The sequence below is a fragment of the Mesorhizobium sp. WSM3873 genome, from assembly GCF_001672445.1.
In the GTDB taxonomy this organism is placed as follows: Bacteria; Pseudomonadota; Alphaproteobacteria; order Rhizobiales; family Rhizobiaceae; genus Mesorhizobium.
Map to the genome: position 1 here is coordinate 1 of NZ_LYTM01000026.1, position 16,628 is coordinate 16,628.

Here is a 16,628-nt window from a genome sequence, read left to right on the forward strand (position 1 = left end):
CGCCCAGGTCGCGAGCGAAGCCCGACCTGCCTCTCGCATCGCCGTCCATGACACGCGGCCAGGCCAGCCGGCGCGCAGGATAGCCGAGCACCTCATCGCGCCGCCGCCGCTCGACGTGGCGGGAATCGAGCGCATCGAGCCCCGCCTTCCGCTCGGCGAGCTCGGCCTCGCCGTGCCGCCGAAGACGCCGATGCCGCAGGACTGGCATGAGACGCTGCTTTATCGCCCGATCGCCACCTCGTCGGCGATCTTCGAGGCCATGGGGCGCAGGGTGATCGTCAGCGGGACCATCGAGGTCGATCCCGCCAAAACCTGCGCGTTCGGCGACGTCATCTGGCCCTGCGGGCAGCGCGCCCGCGCCGCCTTCAATGCCTGGCTGCGCGGCCGGGCGCTCAAATGCGTCCTGCCGCCCGATGCCGACCGTTTTGCCATCGCCGCGCCGTGCATGCTCGGCAAACAGGATGTCGGCGCCTGGCTGGTTGCCAATGGCTGGGCAATGGCGTCCGCCTCGGGCATCTACGGCAAAGCCGAATCCGTCGCCAGGGCTGCCGAGATGGGCATCTTCGGTCCGCCGCAATAGGCCATTCCCGGAAAGGCGCGCAACGGCCTTCCCTGCCCGGCATTGCGTAAAAACGGAATGGTTAAGGCAGCTCAGCGATCCTACCAAACGCTCACCCGGTTTCAGCGACCGAATCACATCGAAGCGAGAACCGGGCCGCAGCCGCCGACGATATCCAAGGAGAAAGACACTGATTTCCTTCAAATTGTAGGCCTCGCTGAAACGGAAATCGTAACACACCGCCTTTAAGCCAATGCGTCCAACAGGAGATTGGCCAGTGAGCATAAAAAACGAGACCGCGCCGGCAGGGGCCTGGAAGCATGTCGTCTGGCTGTCGCTCCTGGGCACCGCCGGCTGCGTCGGCCTGTCGCTTGGCCTCAACTATCTGCTGCTGCTCAGCGATGCGTTGACGCCGTTCGGCCGCAGCGTCATCACGGCCGCCCTTCTGCCCATCATCATCGGTCTGCCGCTTTTTGCCTTGCTCGGCTGGAGAGAAGTCGAGATCCGCCGCTACCGGCAGGAGCTCACCAGATCCGGCACCTACGACCATCTGACCGGCTGCCTCAACGGGGCCGTGTTCACGTCGATGGTCGACAGGCGAGCCGCCAGACCGGCCGGGCCGCGCTCCGGCGCTTTTCTCGTCATCCATCCGGAGCATCTATCGGCGATCAATTTGCGCTTCGGCCTCGAATGGGGCGACGAAGCCTTGCGGCTGATCGCCACCGCCATCAGGTCCTCGGTCCGCAAGGAGGATCTGATCGGCCGCATCGGAACGGCGATGTTCGGTGTTTTCCTCGCGGGCGCGACCGAGGAGGACGCCAAAGACATCGGCAAGCGCGTCCGGGAAGCGGTCGGGCAGATCTATTTCGCGCCGAAAGGCGACAAGGACGTGCTCGCCATCCGCGTTGGCGGCGTCGTCTTCGAGCATGAATTGGCTTTCGAAGACATGTTCCGCTCGGCCGAGGAAGGATTATCCGAGTTGCAGGACGAGACCGGCTTTCACTTGTCCCATTTCAACAACTGAGCGGCGCGATCAGCAGCCAACCCCCGCCGGCAACCTGGCGTGGGCTGCGGTTCAAATCTCTGCGTCTCAGATGCCGCCCATGCAGAGATATTTCATCTCAAGGTAATCCTCGAGGCCGTGGCGGGACCCCTCCCGCCCGATGCCGGACTGCTTGACGCCCCCGAAGGGTGCTGCTTCCGAGGACATGCGCCCGGTGTTGATGCCCACCATGCCGTATTCCAGGGCCTCCGCCACACGCCAGACGCGCTTCAGGTTGGATGCGTAGAAATACGCGGCTAGTCCGTAAATGGTGTCGTTGGCCTCACGCACGACCTGATCGGCATCCTCGAAACGGATGACGGGGGCCAACGGCCCGAATGTCTCCTCCCGCGCCACCGTCATGGCGCTGGAGACGTCGGTAAGGACCGTCGGCTGGAAAAACGTGCCGTCTCTGGCAATCCGGCCTCCGCCGCACCGGATCGCGCCGCCCTTTGCCACGGCATCGGCGATGTGGGATTCGATCTTGGCGAGGGCCCGGCTGTCGATCAGCGGGCCGATGGCGACGCCGGGATCGAAACCGTCACCGACCTGAAGCTCGCCGACCCGCCGGACGAATTTGTCGACGAACCCATCGTGAACGTCCGATTGGACGTAAAGTCGGTTCGCCGAAACGCAAGTCTGGCCGGCATTGCGGAACTTCGCCTGGACCGCCCCATCCACGGCGGCATCGATGTCGGCGTCGTCGAAGACGATGAAAGGCGCATTGCCGCCCAGCTCGAGACTGACCTTCTTGATCTGGTCCGAGCACTGGCGCATGAGCAGGCGTCCGACCTCGGTCGAGCCGGTAAAACTGATCTTGCGCACTTTGGGATTGTGGCAGAGCTCGCGCCCCACCGCGGCACCCTCCGAAGCATAGATGAGATTTACGACACCATCGGGAAAGCCGGCCTCGGCGGCGAGCGCGAACATGGCGCCTGCGACAAGCGGCGTCTGTTCGGCAGGCTTAAGTACAATGGCGCAGCCTGCCGCCAGCGCCGGCGAGATCTTGCGCGCCACCATCGATGCGGGAAAGTTCCATGGTGTGATCGTGCCGACGACGCCGATCGGCTGCTTGATCACCAGCATGCGGCGGTCCGTCGACGGTGCCGAGATCGTCTCGCCATAGACGCGATTGGCCTCCTCGGCATACCATTGCAGATAGGCCGCCGCATGCGAGACTTCCGATTTGGCTTCGGCGAGCGGCTTGCCCATCTCCGCGGTGAGGATCGCCGCGAGATCGTCGGTGTGGGTGACGATCAGTTGATGCCACTGCCACAGCATTTCGCTGCGCTCCCGGGCCGTCAGCCCCGCCCATTCGGCCTGTGCGGCATAGGCCCTGTCGATCGCCGCGCGCGTCTCCGCAATCCCCATGTCGGGAAGTTCCGCCAGCAATTCGCCCGTCGATGGATTGAAGACCTCGAACGTGCTCCCGCCAACCGGCGTGCCAAGCGCCGGCACACGGTCGATAGCGCCGAACAGCTCAGGGGATTTCAGGTGGCGCAGGATCGGCAGGCACAGGGGCAATACCAGTCTCCTCGTTCAAAGGCTGACCTTGCAGAAGGCCAAGATGTATTCCGCACGTCCGCGCCTCTCAAGGACTGAGCGTGATCGTTGGCGCTTCTTGGCCTTGGGTCTCCCAGCTTTAACCGTTCTTGTGGTCTTCGCCACGGGAATACCGACCTTTCCGTCCAGCGGAAAATCTTCAAATTGGAGGGGCGCGTTGTCGAAGGTAATAGACGCCGGTCGTCTTCCATCGCCCAGGGTCTAGACAGTCTCGAGCTAACACCACCCCTGTGTACCAGACAGGCGCCGAAAAAACCAAGAAAGTCAGATAGTTATTCCCAATCAAAGGGATAGGCTGGTGCTGCGAGAGAGGATTGAACTCTCGACCTCTCCCTTACCAAGGGAGTGCTCTACCACTGAGCTACCGCAGCAACGGGCGTCTGAATAACCGCAGACGCCTTGAATTGCAAGGCGTAGCGGCCCCCTTTCACACCCTGCGCCGTTTTGGCTCGATGTTGCCAATGTGGTTCCAAACGGGCTCGGCACGTGCTCCAGCCTACACCAGCTGGCCGAGAGCTACACCGTTTTTGTTGCCGGATCGTTGCCATTCTGGATGCGAATTGGAATAGAGCCCCGTACAGAGGTTTCTCGCACCACCAGGCGATGGCAATCGTTTCGAAGATCGCCCTACCCCGATCACCGACGGGTAGCGGGTGGCACCGACACCGCCTGAAGGCGCCGAGATCTCGCGCTGGCGCGGCCGGATCTGCTCCTGGAGCCTAAGCCCGTTGCTGACCCGGTTAACAGGCCAGGTTGAACTCTGGTTGCGTCGGGGCGGCTTGAAGCCCCCGTCGGTCAGTGAAGCCGGTTTGAGACAGTCAGAAAGAAACATAACCTCTTTGCCCTGTCTTCCGTTTCGGACCGAATAGCTCGACTTCTATCGCCCGGAGGACCACGGAACACTTCGCGATTCGATAGTCGAGCTGGATCCTACAATCCCGTGGGTTGTCTCCTACGACAACGAGCCGGCGATCCGCGAGCTGTACGCTGGCCACCAAATGCTAGAGTACGACTTGAGTGATGACGATGGCAATCGAGACAGCCCGCTGTGACGGACATGCCCGCGTTGATCAGCTCCTGAAGCGTCCAGCCGTTACCCATGCCTGGCCATATAGGCCTCGAGGATAGAGAGCACCAGAACGGCAAGAGCCCGCTCGTGGGAGGGTCGAGCGGGCTCGTTGCTTTTTATTAGACGGCTCGGATAGAACTGGGACACCAACCGCGCCGTCGAATCCATAACCGCTTACCCGTCGCGATGTTCCCTATTCAGACAGAGAGGAAAGACGGAGCGGGCCTAGCTCAGGACAGGAGGACCCGGCCTGTCGCGGGGTGGGCTGGGGACGTGGAGAGCAGGCCGGGCCTCTTACCCCGTTACGAGCCGGGGCAGATACACATTATGCGCCCTTTGCAGCGACCCACATTAACATTTTCTAAGACTTAGCTAATAAAGAGCCCGGCAAACAGCCTCAGGGGTGCGCCGCCTGCAGGCGTCGGGGCCCATTGGGCTGGCAAGGCCGGGCTTCGCCCCGTTTGGCAGGGCAAGTCTGCATGATGCGCCTTTCGCCGGCTGGCACTTGGCCTACCTTAATCAAAAGCCCGTCGCGGCTAATCAGCGTAAGCGACGGGCTTCATGTTGCCACCTGACGGCAACACCCAAGGGGATCGACCTGCCGATTTGGCGCGCCCGCAAGCGGATAGGAGGAACATTCTCGCCTCGTCCGTCTTTCCTTAGGCCAGAGAGGAGGAACGGAACCATGGCGGACGACAAAAGCAAACGCGATGCGCGCGATCGCGACCGTGTGTCGGGGGATCAGGAGTATGAGGTCGGCTACTTCGCCAGCAAGTTCGGACTCTCGATCCCTCAGGTCCGCGAGCTGATCGCCAGGCATGGAAATGACCGCGAGACCCTAGAGCGTGAGGCAAAGGCGCTAGGCACTCGATGAGCCGCTACTTCTTCGACACGTTCAACGGCTCAGCTCACGTGACCGATGAAACCGGCGCGGAACTGGATGACATGCAGGCGGTAAGGCGGGAGGCCTCGACGGCATTGGCCGAGATGGCGGCCGAGATTGTTCCGATCGAAGACCGGCTCGAACTCTTCGTCGATGTTCGGGATGAAGCGGGTGCCCGGGTTCTTAAAGCTCGTGCGATCTTCGAAATGTTCGAGTGAACTGGCTGCATGCTCAAGGCGTGACGCTCGCCGCCTCTCGCGCCAAGGTATGGCATCGCGGTGTCAAGGAACATTCCTGATGCAAAGTGGTTCGGACGTATCCCAACCCTGGAGAACCCTCATGTTCATGCACAATAAGCGACTGCAATACACCGTCCGTGTGTCGGAGCCGAATCCGAAACTGGCATGCATGATAATGGAGCAATTCGGCGGAGCCGATGGCGAGTTGGCCGCCGCTATGCGCTATTTCACCCAAGGGCTGGGCGAGGATGATGTCGGCCGGAAAGACATGTTGCTCGACATTGCGACCGAAGAACTAAGCCACCTCGAGGTGGTCGGATCTATTGTCACAATGCTGAACAAGGGGCTCAAGGCGCAGCTTGCCGAGGGGCAAATGAAGGAAGCTGAGCTGTATTTGATGGTTGGCGCCAGCGGCACAACGGCCAAGGAGTCAATCCTGTTTGGCGGCGGACCCGCATTGTGCGACTCGGCCGGCGTGCCTTGGACCGCCGCCTATATCGATTCTCGCGGCGAACCAACGGTGGACCTGCGCTCCAACATCGCGGCCGAAGCTCGTGCCAAGGTCGTTTACGAGCGACTGATCAACATCACCGATGATCCCGGCATCAAGGATGCCCTCGGCTTTCTGATGACGCGCGAAGTCGCCCACCAGAAGTCCTTCGAGAAAGCGCTGTACGCGATAGAGAACAACTTCCCGACGGGCAAACTACCGGGCATCGAGAAATATGCCAGCATGTACGTCAACACCTCGCAGGGCGAAGGAGACGCCACGGGACCCTGGAATTCGGGAGGCGAATGGGACCGCATCGACAATCTCGAAGAGGTGATGCCTGCCGACGGCGGCGACGGGATGGCGAGTGTCAAGCTAAATGCCAAGGACAAGAAAGTCGCGGCCAATATGGCGGAGCGGACACTCTCGGACCCGGCTTCCGATCCGATGACGGGCGCCGACCTTGGAGCAGGACCGGGGGCCGGCCGCACCAAGAATGGTGACATGGGCGGCGCCGCCAACATCCAGGAGGCGCCGGCGCGGGCAGCGGCCGCCACTCGCAAAACCAGGTAGCCTTTGCATGGAGCCTCAAGAACGTCGCCGAACAGGGCGGTTCCCTGGTTCGCGATTAGAGGAACCGGGACCAGCCAAAGGCGTGCGATGCTTTCCGTGAAAGGACCTCGCCGACTAGCCGGGCAGTGATCGGTGCGAGCGTGAGCCCGAGGTGACCGTGGCCGAAAGCATTAGTGCACGAAGCTCTTGCGCCGCGACCACATTGATTGAAAGAGCCTGCCGGTGTGAGGGCTCTTTTTTGTCGGACCTTCTCTGAGGCGCGTAGCCGTTCCAATTGGGGCCGACCTGAGGCTTAGCCGATAAAGCCGCCGAGCTAGACAAGCGTTCAGCCATAGCCAGCGTTTGACTTTTCCCACGCGAATGATCCGAGGCCGCAGGCGCGCTACGCTCTCCGTCGCTTAGAAAGCGCTCGTAGCAGGTCAGCTTCGTCGGTGATGCCATCATCAAAAGCTTGGAGGATTTCCCTAGCCAAACATTCCCGCTGTTCGCGATCCTTCTTGGCCAGTCGTCGCTCGTCGCACAACCGGTTAAACACCCGCTGGAGCATGTCCAGATCAGCGGGCCCGTAGACGCCACCGCAACGCGACAATGACATGACCGCCGCCCTCGGCGAGGCATCTGCCATTATCTCACAAAACGGTCCCGTTGTGGAACGGATTCAGGCCTCAGCGATTAACCAAATGAGCGGTCGGTTCCTTCAGGAATGTAGCCGTCTCAGTGGCAACCTAAAAAGCCCGTCGCTTACGCTATTAGCTGCGGCGGGCTGTTCATTAGCTACTACTAAAAAGGCGGATGCCTACCACTGAACGGTGGCGCATAATGCAGCTCTGCCCCGCCGTGGTTAGCACGGGGTAAGAGCCCGGCCTGTGCGCCAAGGTCTCCTCGACTCCTCGGCAGGCCGGGCACTCCATGTCTAGGCTACATCGTGCCGCGGCGCCGACATGCCGTTATTTTTACGGGGCCAAATCATGACATGTTGAGCCAGGGCCGATCGCAACGCAGTTTGCTGATTCTATGGCAACCCGCCAAGCCGCCCCCACGGTGCTGCATCGCCTCGCTCACAAGGCGAAAACGCTGTCGACCTCCTCATGTATCTCTTTGGGCGCGATGCCCTGACGCCCGGCAGAGGCAAGGAGTTCAACGACAAGATCGGCAATGGCCCCTGGGTCGTCGGTGCTCACGTTTGGCAGATGGTCTGCCATTCATCGGTCCAGAAATTCCAAAGCGCGCGCGCTCATGCGGTGGAAAAGCCGGCCGCGATCTTAGGTTCCTTGTTCGGCAGCATCACATGCAAGCGCCCGCTCGTGAGGACGAGCGGGGCTCCGGGGTCTCGCGCAACCCATCGGCGCGCCTCGGGATGAATCGCGCCGCGGAACCAAACCTGCCGACGTGCGGAAGGTTCCCGATGCGACCGAAGTCGGAGCAACTGACGCTTTGGTCCCAACGCTGAAACTAAATCCTCGCCATTGCATTGGATGGAGCCGGCGAGGAAATGCGTCACCTTCCCTCGTCGGCAGCCGCTAGATCGATGCCCGCCATCCCGTTGCCTGGGGTGACGGGCATCGTCTTTTGACCCGCGCTCTTCGGGTCGCCGCTTCGTCCAGGAACTAAGCTTCCTGGATCTCTGTTCAGATACGGGATGAATAGAGCAGAGGTTGCACATGAAGGTTTATCGCGTGGAAGAGATGGATGGGGACATCGTTGTGAGTAGTCGTACCGTCAGTGCAAATACTCCATGGGTGGCAGCCGAAACGGCCACGGGCAGGGAGGTCACGAACGTACCCGGTGACGAACAGCGCTGGATCCGGGTCACGCATGAGGCAGACGGGGTTGTTAACAGGTACGCGTTCAAATGACCTGGCGAGCCGCTCCGATTGCAGTTTACCCATCAGTTGAAGCTGAGCCGACCCGGCCTGCGAGCGGGGAAGTCGGGGAGCGACTAGAGCGGGGCAGGCCGGGCCTCTTACCCCGTGTTGCGAGCCAGGGCAGGTCGGCATTTATGCGCCGCCTTTGCAGCGGCCGACATTAACATTTCCTAAGTCAACGCATCGCTCCACAGGAGCCTCAGGCCGCCAAGCCGCCTTCTCGGTTCTGCATCGCATCGAGGATCACTTCGAAGACTGTGCCAACCTCCTCGCTGATCTCGTCGGGGCTAATGCCTTCTCGCTCAGCAGCTTTCAGGGCCTCTTCGACGAGGTAAACGATGGCCATTGAATCGTCCGTGATCGCATTCGGCAGGTGATCCGCCATCCACCGGTCTAAGAAATTGATCCCGCGCGTGGTCATGGCGAGAGAAGCCGGAAGGCGGCTTTAGGTTCCTTCTTCGCTGATGCTCTGCAAGGCACCCTGCCGTAGCTTTGGCTGTTCCTAAGATGGCGGACCCAGGCTGTTATGCTGCCCGGTTTCACCCATTCAACCGTCGGGTCGATGATGGGCGCGGGGGCATCGGCGGGAGGCGCCACTCTGGTGTTCTGCACGAGCTGATGCAGGCGATCGCGGAGCTGCTTCCGAAGCGTGATGGGCGGTCCGCATACTTGCCGTCTAGGGCAACGATACCGCTGCGGGCTTGCAGGCAGGCACACGGACTCAGCAATAATGGAGACAAGCTCAACCCCCCGGAACGAAACCAAAGAAGCAATCGCGCGTTGGACGCGATTAAGCCACTTCGTCTTGGGTTTGGGGCGCGTGAGAGTGGTGAAGCCAACGTCGCGTAAGGCAATCCCTGGGTCGAGCGCTCCTCAAGCGAAGTCGCATATGCGTGACCAAACCAATTCATCGCTGCCCACTTTTCGGCCCGTCCAGCTCGCAACGCTCGTAGATACCGTCCCTGCCGGCGACCGCTGGATCCACGAAATGAAATACGATGGCTACCGCATTCTCGTTGGTGTCGGCAGTGGGGAAGCGCGTGCCTACACGCGCTCTGGTCTGGACTGGTCGCAGCGTTTTCCTTCCGTTCTTTCGGAAGCCCGCAAGCTCAAGGTCCGCTCCGCTCTGATCGACGGCGAGGCCGTCGTTGTCGATGCGAACGGAAGATCAAACTTCCAGGCACTTCAGAACGCATTAAAGGGTGCGCCAGCCACTATCGATTTTTATGCCTTCGATCTCCTTGAGCTCGATGGCGAAGATCTCACGAGGCGCCCGCTCCTTGAACGCAAGGAGAAGCTCCAGGCAATTTTGCCCGCGAAGAACGCGATCCTTCGCTATTCCGATCATATCCTCGGTCGCGGAGAAGAGCTGCTCGAACGCTTTTGCGCAGCCGGTCTCGAGGGAGTTGTTTCGAAGCTCGCCGATTCGCACTATGTGGCAGCCCGCAGCGGAAGCTGGCTCAAGATCAAGTGCATCAAGCGGCAGGAATTCGTAATTGTCGGCTGGACGCCGTCCGACAAGGTCCGCGCCTTCCGGTCATTGATTCTGGGGGTGCATGACGGCGGCAAGCTACGTTATGCCGGGAAAGTCGGCACCGGCTTCGATACAGCTGAACTCTTCCGTCTCATGAAGATCATGGCACCGCTCGAGCAGAAGGCCGCGACCGTCGAGGCGCCGCGAGCCGAAGTTCGCGGAGCACATTGGCTTTACCCCAAGCTGGTCGCGGAGATTGCCTTCACCGAGATGACCAAGGAAGGAACGCTGAGACATCCGAGCTACCTCGGTCTACGCGAAGACAAGAAGCCGGAGGCGGTCGTTCTGGAGACGGAACGTCGGACGGCCAATCTGACCACGTCGCGGGCGCACACCATCGCCATCAGCAACCGTGACCGCGTGATCTATCCGGAGTCCAATATCACAAAGGGCCAGCTCGCCGACCACTACGCGGCCGTCGCGGAGATCATGCTTCCCTGGGTCGGCAATCGGCCGATCAGTCTGGTTCGGTGCCCCCAGGGCCGGGCCAAGAAGTGCTTTTTCCAGAAGCATGATGCCGGGAGCTTCGGCGACAAAGTTCACCAAGTGGGTATCACCGAAAAGGACGGCCACGAGGAGCCATACCTTTATGTCGACGATGCCGCTGGGCTGATGATCTGCGTCCAGATGGGAACGATCGAGCTGCATGGGTGGGGAGCTCGGATCGAGGATGTCGAAAAGCCCGACCGCCTCGTCTTCGACCTCGACCCCGATGAGGGTCTCGATTTCGAAGCTGTCCGCGCGGCTGCCTTCCAGTTTCGTGATATTCTGAAGTCGTTGGGACTTACGACCTTCCCGATGCTGACGGGAGGCAAAGGGGTGCATGTAATCGCGCCCCTCACCCCTCAGGCCGAGTGGTCGCAAGTAAAAAACTTCGCCTCTCGCCTCGCTCAGGCGGTCGCTCAGAGCGATCCGGCCCACTTTACGGCCGCGCTGTCGAAGGCGCGCCGGAAGGGTCGCATCTTTGTGGACTATTTGCGCAACCAACGCGGGGCGACCGCGATCATGCCCTACAGCGCAAGGTCCCGACCGGGCGCGCCTGTCGCGGCGCCGATCACCTGGGCGGAGATGAAGACGATTGATGCGCCCTCGCATTTCCACGTCGGCGACGCTCCTGAATTGAAGAAACGCGCAGCCTCCAAAGCTCTGGCGGGATGGGGTCGCGCCGACCAATCGTTGCCGAATCTGTAGCGCCCCAGTCCGGGAAAACGGCAGCAAGCATGGAGTTCTTCGCTGCCCTTGCTTGATTGGAACCTGCGGAGATTGGCCCCGTTTGCCTCGACAATGGCAAAACCCGATTCAAGGACCGTCGCGAGTCTCCTAAGGGAATACGCACATCGCTCGTCGCTGCGCGGGGGCAATCCTTATCGCACCAAGGCTTACATGCGCGCGGCGGATAGTCTGACTGCGCTGTCGCAGCCGCTTGACCGGATCATCGCCGCCGGCGCCCTCACCAGGATCCCGGGGATCGGTGACGCTATCGCAGACATTGTGCGCAAGCTCTACGAGTCGGGCACGCATCCACGCCTTGAGAAGCTTCGCGAGGAGGTGCCGGCGGGTGTAATGGAGCTGTTTGCCATACCCGGGCTTCGGCCCGACAAGATACTGAAGCTTCATCAGGCGCTCGGCGTGAACTCGTTGGCTGAGCTCGAAGCGGCGGCAAAGGCAGATCGCATCCGGCCAATCAAAGGCCTCGGCGCTTCGCTTCAGACTAAAATCCTGCAGAACCTGGCTATCGCTCGAAGCGGCGAAACACAGCTTCACCTGCACAAGGCCGCCGCCCTCCTTGAGCATGCGGTCATGTCGGTGAAGCAGGAGCACCCCGAGTTTTCGCGCGTGGAAATCGCCGGTGATTTCCGACGTGGTTGCGAACTTGTTGCCGACCTCGCGCTGGTCGCGCAGGGGAAGAACCGGACCGAAATCGAGCAGTCCACCCTCAGGCTTGTCGTAACGGACAAGAAGCACTTTGGCGCGAGCTTCCTCGAAGCTACCGGTTCGGCAGCCCATCTTGAGCAGTTGAAGATATACGCTGCCGAGAGAGGGTTCGCCCTCAGACCCGATGGTCTGTACCGCGGGAGAAAGCTGATCGCATCATTGACAGAGGTGGAAATCTACGACGCGCTGGGCCTGCAGTTCATCGAACCCGAACTGCGCGAAGGCAGGGACGAGATTGAGCGGGCAGCGAGGCGGCAACTCCCTACCCTTGTCCGGGATGAAGATCTCAATGGCATCCTGCATTCTCACACCACCGCATCCGATGGCACCGAGACGCTTGAGGCAATGGCTGAAGCGACCCGTGAGCGCGGGTTCGAGTATTATGGTGTCGCCGACCATTCGCAGTCTGCGCACTACGCGGGCGGCCTCACATTGCAGGAGATTGCTGAGCAGCACCGCGAAGCGGATCGGCTGAACAAGAGGTATGGTGGAAAATTCCGTATCCTCAAGGGCATTGAGGCAGACATCCTGGCTGATGGCTCGCTTGACTATCCGGACCACGTCTTGGAGCAGTTCGATTTCGTTGTGGCGAGCGTGCACAGCCGCTTCAAGTTGCCGAAGAAAGAGCAGACGGAGCGTATCATTGAGGCAATCGCGAACCCCTTCACGACAATCATCGGACACATGACCGGTCGCCAGCTGTTGCGTCGACCCGGCTATGATCTCGACGTCGACAAGGTCCTCAGAACGTGCGCAAGATATGGCGTCGCTGTCGAAATCAACGCGCATCCGTGGCGGCTCGATCTCGACTGGCGGTGGCATCAGAAGGCACTCGACTACGGCTGCATCTTCAGCATCAATCCGGACGCTCATTCGATCCGAGAACTCGACCACATGCATTGGGGTGTCGAGATGGCGCGCAAGGGGGGCGTGCCTAGGACGCGGGTTCTCAACGCGATGGGTTCGGCGGCCCTGCTTGCGCACCTTTCAAAGCGCAAGCGCGAGTCCAAGACCGGCGGCAAGCGCCGTTCGTCTGGGCCGAAAGCTGTCGCATGAGCTCGAGGTCCTGGCTTTCGAAGCATAGGTTAGCGCTTAGTGTTGGCTTTCGAAGCATAGATTAGCGCTTAGTTTCGACGTCAGCAGCTTTGGCCTAGTTCGGCAATTGGAGGCCTGTAAATGCCTGGAAGGGGGCCGGAAGGGGTAGAACCGCTTGTGGAATAATTGAACTGAAAGCTGACCTTCGCGCCCAGCACATTGGCGGCTATTTTGCGCCAAGGACCGGACATTGCATCGCTAGCATGTGCGTCATGATGCCCCGAGTTTGTCGAGCAAGGTCTTGGCCTCTTTCAGATCGAGCGTGTCGAAGCCCTCGGTGAACCAGCCGTAGGTCGGCGCGAGCAGGTCGTGGGCCTCCGCGCGCTTGCCCTGTTCGGCCAAAAGGCGCGCAAGCGATGTGGCGGCGCGGAGCTCCCAGGATTTGGCACCTTGCTCACGAGACCGTTGGATCGCCTGGCGGAACGAGATTTCAGCCTCGTGCCAGTCGCTTGGTTCCGCGGCAGCGCATATGGCTCCGCGGAGCCGCAGCAATTCGGCATCGCACCACCGCTCGCGGGACCGGTTCACCTGGTCGAGAGCCCGATCGATCAGGCACACGCCGTCCGACGCGCGATTGACACTCCCGAGCAGCTCCCCGAGGAATCCCATCGTGTACGCCTGCGTCACTTGCGTTCCGACGGCCTGCATCCGCGCCAGGCTTTCCTCGATTTGGACGATCGCTCGCTCCTTATGGCCCTGCTTCGCCAAGAGCCATCCCTGCTGCTGGGCGGCCATGGCAATCCAGAACGGATACGCCTGCTCGGTCGCGAAGGTGAGCGCACGGTCGTTCCGCTCCTCGGCTTCGGCCACCTCGCGCCGGAATATTCGTAACCACGCTGCCCATACCAGCACGTAAGCGCGGCTGAAGGGGTGCGCCAATCGCTCGGCCAAGACAAGGGCGTCTTCCATCCGGGTCATCGCCTGGTCGGGGTAGCCGAGGTGCCAAAGCACCGCTGACCCACGACATAGGCAAATTGGTCCGGGATCCTGGCCGTAGAGGGCGAGATGTGCTCGATGTCGTTGTGGGCGATAGGCTTCGGAGGCCAGCTCCAGATGTTTGCGTGCGTCCCTGAAGTCGCCGCGCCAAGAAGAGCTTACCCCCCGGGCATAATGGGCTTCGACCACCCACACGGGATCGTTACTCTGCAGAGCAAGGTCGAGAAGCCGTCCGCTCAGGTCGTGCGCCGACGTGAGTTGGGCGCCCGTGGCCGAGTAGATGGCCAGGCCGAGCAGAACCGGGAAGACAGCCGCATCTTCCGGCATCAGCTCGCAAAGGCGGCGCGCGCGGGAATAGACCCGCTCGACCTCGGCATTTGCGTAGCCATTCTTGGCGGTGAGCACGCGGCCCAGCACCGTTAGCGCTGCGAGCTCGCGCCGCTGGCGCTCCCGGCCCGCAGGCAGCGTTTCGATCAAGTTCAGCGCTTTCTGCAGATGGTTTTGGGCCTCATCGTTGGCCGAACGGTCGTTGGCGCTCTCTCCCGCGCGCTGCCAATAGCCGATGGCCTGAATCGAGAGGCCCGCGGCCGTGTAGTGCTGAGCCACGATCTCGGGCTCGTGTTCGACGACCTCGCCGAATTGCTGCTCCAGTGCATGGGCGATCCGGGTGTGCAGCTGCTGGCGGCGACTCCGCAGCAAGGTGGCATAGGCGGCATCTCCCACCAATGCGTGCTTGAAGATGCAGGTCGCGTGCGGCGGCCGACCGCGTGCGATCACGAGCTCGGCGCCGATCAGTTGGTCGAGAGCGCCCTGCAGTTCCCGTTCCTTGCGCTGCGCGACTACCGCCAGCAGCTCATACGAGAACTCGCGGCCGATGGCGGCGCCAATCTGCGCGACCTCCCGCGCTGGCGTCATCAGCCGATCGAGGCGCGCCACCAGAGAATCCTGCAGGGTTGCAGGGATCGCCAACGGTGGCAGCGGGCCCGAGAGTGCGTAACGGTCGCCTTCATCGGTCAGCACGTCAGATTCAATGACGGCCTTGGTCACCTCCTCGAGGAACAGGGGCACGCCGTCTGTCTTGGCCACCATCTGCTCGAGCAATCCGCCCGGAAGCGCCTTGCCCCCGGTCAACCGCTCCACCAGGGTTGCGCCCTGCCGGCGGCTCAAGCGTTTCAGCGTGAGCGAGGTGACCTGAGGGTGGCCGGTCCACCGCGGCTCGAATTCAGGGCGGAAACTGAAGATCGCCAATACTGCAAGACGGGGGATCTGCGGGACCAATCGGTCGAGAAGCTCCAGCGACGTTGGATCAATCCAGTGGATATCCTCGAAAACCATCAGCACCGGCTGGCGGGCCGCCAAGCCAATTAGCTGCCCGGCCAGAGCCTCGAGGGTCAGTTCCTTCCGGCGCTGAGGGCTGAGGTTCAGGGGTGCATAGCGGCTGCCTGCCGGGAGCGAGAGAAGCGCCGACAACAAAGGGGCGACGTCCCGGACCTTGTCTGTGGACCGCGCCAAGAGGCGCTCCAGCTTGTCGAGTTTTGCGCTCGGTGAATCGTCCGGATGGAAGCCAGCCGCGCGGGTGAGTTGGACAATCGACGGGCGAAGGGCGCTATTTGCGTGGAACGGCGAGCACTGGCAGCGTATGCGGATGTGCGGCCGGTCCCGCAGACGCCCGCAGAGCGCCTGAATCAGATGCGACTTGCCGATGCCAGGCTCACCGGAGAGCAGGACCACCTGCCCCTCGCCGGCCGCGGCCTTGCTCCAGAGCTCCGCGAGCAGAGCAAGCTCGTGCTTGCGCCCAACCGTGGGCGTTAGGCCGCTCGTCGCGCGCGCTTCAAACCGGCTCTCGGCGGCACTCTCGCGAAGCACGCGCCAAGCGCGGATGGGGGCGTCGAAACCTTTCAGGTTGTGCAGGCCCAGGTCGGCGAACTCGAACAGCCCGCCGAGCAGTCGGCGCGTCGCGAGCGCGATCACGATCTGGCCGGGCGCCGCCAATGCTTGCAGCCGCGCCGCAAGGTTCGGCGATTCTCCGACCACCGCTTCCTCCTGCGCCGCTCCTTCGCCGATGAGATCGCCCACCACCACCAGCCCCGTTGCGATGCCGACACGTATTGCCAGCTCCGCTTGTGCCGGGGTCGCGAGCCTTGCGATCGAATCAATGACCGCCAGCCCCGCGCGCACGGCTCGCTCTGCGTCGTCCTCATGCGCCTTCGGATAGCCAAAATACACCAGCACACCGTCGCCCATGTATTTAGCCACAAACCCGCCAAAGCGACGCACCGCCTCGGCAACGCAGTTGTGATAGGCCGCAATCACCTCACGCAAATCCTCAGGGTCCATTCGCGCGGAGAGTGATGTCGAGCCGACAAGGTCCGAGAACATCACCGTGACCTGGCGGCGCTCGGCGGTGTCCTTTGCGGCGTTGTCGATTGCCGGAGGCGCATCGGATAACAGCTGTTTTGATACGCTTCCTTGAGCGCGCAAGGCTGCGATGGCGTCGAGCAGCTTACGACGATGTCCGACAAGTCCGACACCCAGATCCTTCAAGTCCTCGGCCGTCAACCTCGGCAGGACTGTGTCGTCGATTTTATTCTTGCGGAAGGAGGCCTCATACTGTTCGAGGCCAAGCCTCCGCAGCCAACCTTCGACGTCCATGGCGGCGCCCCTGGCTTGCCTAGCCACGCATGATCCACCAAGGGGGACAGCCTGTCTAGGACTGGGTTTCGATGACCCGTTTTTGGTCAAACCCGGACATCATGCCGCCTGAGCCGAATGCCTGCGTTCGGGAAACGACGAAGGAGCCATCGGCGGCGGACATGCGGCGCTTTCCAGACAAGCATCGTTGGGG

Annotated in this window: 11 protein-coding genes and 1 tRNA gene; 7 read left to right on the top strand and 5 right to left on the bottom strand. The window is 61.7% G+C overall.

All coding sequences use genetic code 11. The features are described from left to right. Together A9K71_RS32105 and A9K71_RS17870 are read left to right on the top strand one after the other, a co-directional pair. Positions 1–580 (top strand): thermonuclease family protein (locus A9K71_RS32105; RefSeq protein WP_197504247.1); only part of this gene is annotated, 580 nt, incomplete at its 5' end. 256 nt (positions 581–836) lie between these two features. Further along, on the top strand, positions 837–1,583 hold the full coding sequence (locus tag A9K71_RS17870) for a GGDEF domain-containing protein (RefSeq protein ID WP_245299664.1): 747 nt from the start codon (positions 837–839) through the stop codon (positions 1,581–1,583). A gap of 66 nt (positions 1,584–1,649) precedes the next feature. On the opposite strand, the gene A9K71_RS17875 is transcribed toward A9K71_RS17870, so the two are convergent. Together A9K71_RS17875 and A9K71_RS17880 are read right to left on the bottom strand one after the other, a co-directional pair. Further along, positions 1,650–3,080, bottom strand: coding sequence for an NAD-dependent succinate-semialdehyde dehydrogenase (locus A9K71_RS17875; protein WP_245299673.1), 1,431 nt, complete (start codon positions 3,078–3,080; stop codon positions 1,650–1,652). A 380-nt stretch (positions 3,081–3,460) separates the two neighbouring features. Then, positions 3,461–3,535: transfer RNA gene (locus A9K71_RS17880), tRNA-Thr, on the bottom strand. A gap of 1,383 nt (positions 3,536–4,918) precedes the next feature. On the opposite strand from A9K71_RS17880, the gene A9K71_RS17885 reads away from it, so the two are divergent. From A9K71_RS17885 to A9K71_RS17895, 3 genes are all read left to right on the top strand, one after another. Then, positions 4,919–5,107 (top strand): DUF3606 domain-containing protein, encoded by a 189-nt coding sequence (locus A9K71_RS17885; protein ID WP_066998553.1) that lies wholly within the window; start codon positions 4,919–4,921, stop codon positions 5,105–5,107. Then, positions 5,104–5,334 (top strand): hypothetical protein, encoded by a 231-nt coding sequence (locus tag A9K71_RS17890; RefSeq protein ID WP_066998556.1) that lies wholly within the window; start codon positions 5,104–5,106, stop codon positions 5,332–5,334. Before A9K71_RS17885 ends, A9K71_RS17890 begins: the two co-directional genes overlap by 4 nt. 79 nt (positions 5,335–5,413) lie before the next feature. Continuing rightward, positions 5,414–6,418 carry a manganese catalase family protein gene (locus tag A9K71_RS17895; RefSeq protein WP_348626997.1) on the top strand — a complete coding sequence of 335 codons (1,005 nt, stop codon included), beginning with the start codon at positions 5,414–5,416 and terminating at the stop codon, positions 6,416–6,418. Positions 6,419–7,476: 1,058 nt separating this feature from the next. Here the strand turns inward: A9K71_RS17895 and A9K71_RS30565 are convergent. Both A9K71_RS30565 and A9K71_RS17915 read right to left on the bottom strand, forming a co-directional pair. Then, positions 7,477–7,620 carry a DUF768 domain-containing protein gene (locus A9K71_RS30565; RefSeq protein WP_082980574.1) on the bottom strand — a complete coding sequence of 48 codons (144 nt, stop codon included), beginning with the start codon at positions 7,618–7,620 and terminating at the stop codon, positions 7,477–7,479. Between the two features lie 862 nt (positions 7,621–8,482). Beyond that, positions 8,483–8,704, bottom strand: a complete 222-nt coding sequence (locus A9K71_RS17915; protein ID WP_066998571.1) for a DUF768 domain-containing protein — start codon at positions 8,702–8,704, stop codon at positions 8,483–8,485. A gap of 468 nt (positions 8,705–9,172) precedes the next feature. Between A9K71_RS17915 and ligD the strand changes: the two genes are divergently transcribed. Together ligD and A9K71_RS17925 are read left to right on the top strand one after the other, a co-directional pair. Further along, entirely contained in the window at positions 9,173–11,008 is a 1,836-nt protein-coding gene (ligD, locus tag A9K71_RS17920) for a DNA ligase D (protein WP_066998574.1), read from the top strand. A 93-nt stretch (positions 11,009–11,101) separates the two neighbouring features. After that, entirely contained in the window at positions 11,102–12,808 is a 1,707-nt protein-coding gene (locus A9K71_RS17925) for a DNA polymerase/3'-5' exonuclease PolX (protein ID WP_066998577.1), read from the top strand. A 249-nt stretch (positions 12,809–13,057) separates the two neighbouring features. Here A9K71_RS17925 and A9K71_RS17930 read toward each other — a convergent pair whose 3' ends face one another. After that, positions 13,058–16,435: an adenylate/guanylate cyclase domain-containing protein gene (locus A9K71_RS17930; RefSeq protein ID WP_066998580.1), complete on the bottom strand. Its 3,378-nt coding sequence runs from the start codon at positions 16,433–16,435 to the stop codon at positions 13,058–13,060. Positions 16,436–16,628 lie beyond the last annotated feature (193 nt).

What these genes read in the sequence shown, in the direction of transcription:
- A9K71_RS17885 (WP_066998553.1), top strand. Translation starts at nt 4,919, where the DNA reads ATGGCGGACGACAAAAGCAAACGCGATGCGCGCGATCGCGACCGTGTG.
- A9K71_RS17925 (WP_066998577.1), top strand. Translation starts at nt 11,102, where the DNA reads ATGGCAAAACCCGATTCAAGGACCGTCGCGAGTCTCCTAAGGGAATAC.
- ligD (WP_066998574.1), top strand. Translation starts at nt 9,173, where the DNA reads ATGCGTGACCAAACCAATTCATCGCTGCCCACTTTTCGGCCCGTCCAG.
- A9K71_RS17895 (WP_348626997.1), top strand. Translation starts at nt 5,414, where the DNA reads ATGCAAAGTGGTTCGGACGTATCCCAACCCTGGAGAACCCTCATGTTC.
- A9K71_RS17890 (WP_066998556.1), top strand. Translation starts at nt 5,104, where the DNA reads ATGAGCCGCTACTTCTTCGACACGTTCAACGGCTCAGCTCACGTGACC.
- A9K71_RS30565 (WP_082980574.1), bottom strand. Translation starts at nt 7,620, where the DNA reads ATGGCAGACCATCTGCCAAACGTGAGCACCGACGACCCAGGGGCCATT.
- A9K71_RS17930 (WP_066998580.1), bottom strand. Translation starts at nt 16,435, where the DNA reads ATGGACGTCGAAGGTTGGCTGCGGAGGCTTGGCCTCGAACAGTATGAG.
- A9K71_RS17915 (WP_066998571.1), bottom strand. Translation starts at nt 8,704, where the DNA reads ATGACCACGCGCGGGATCAATTTCTTAGACCGGTGGATGGCGGATCAC.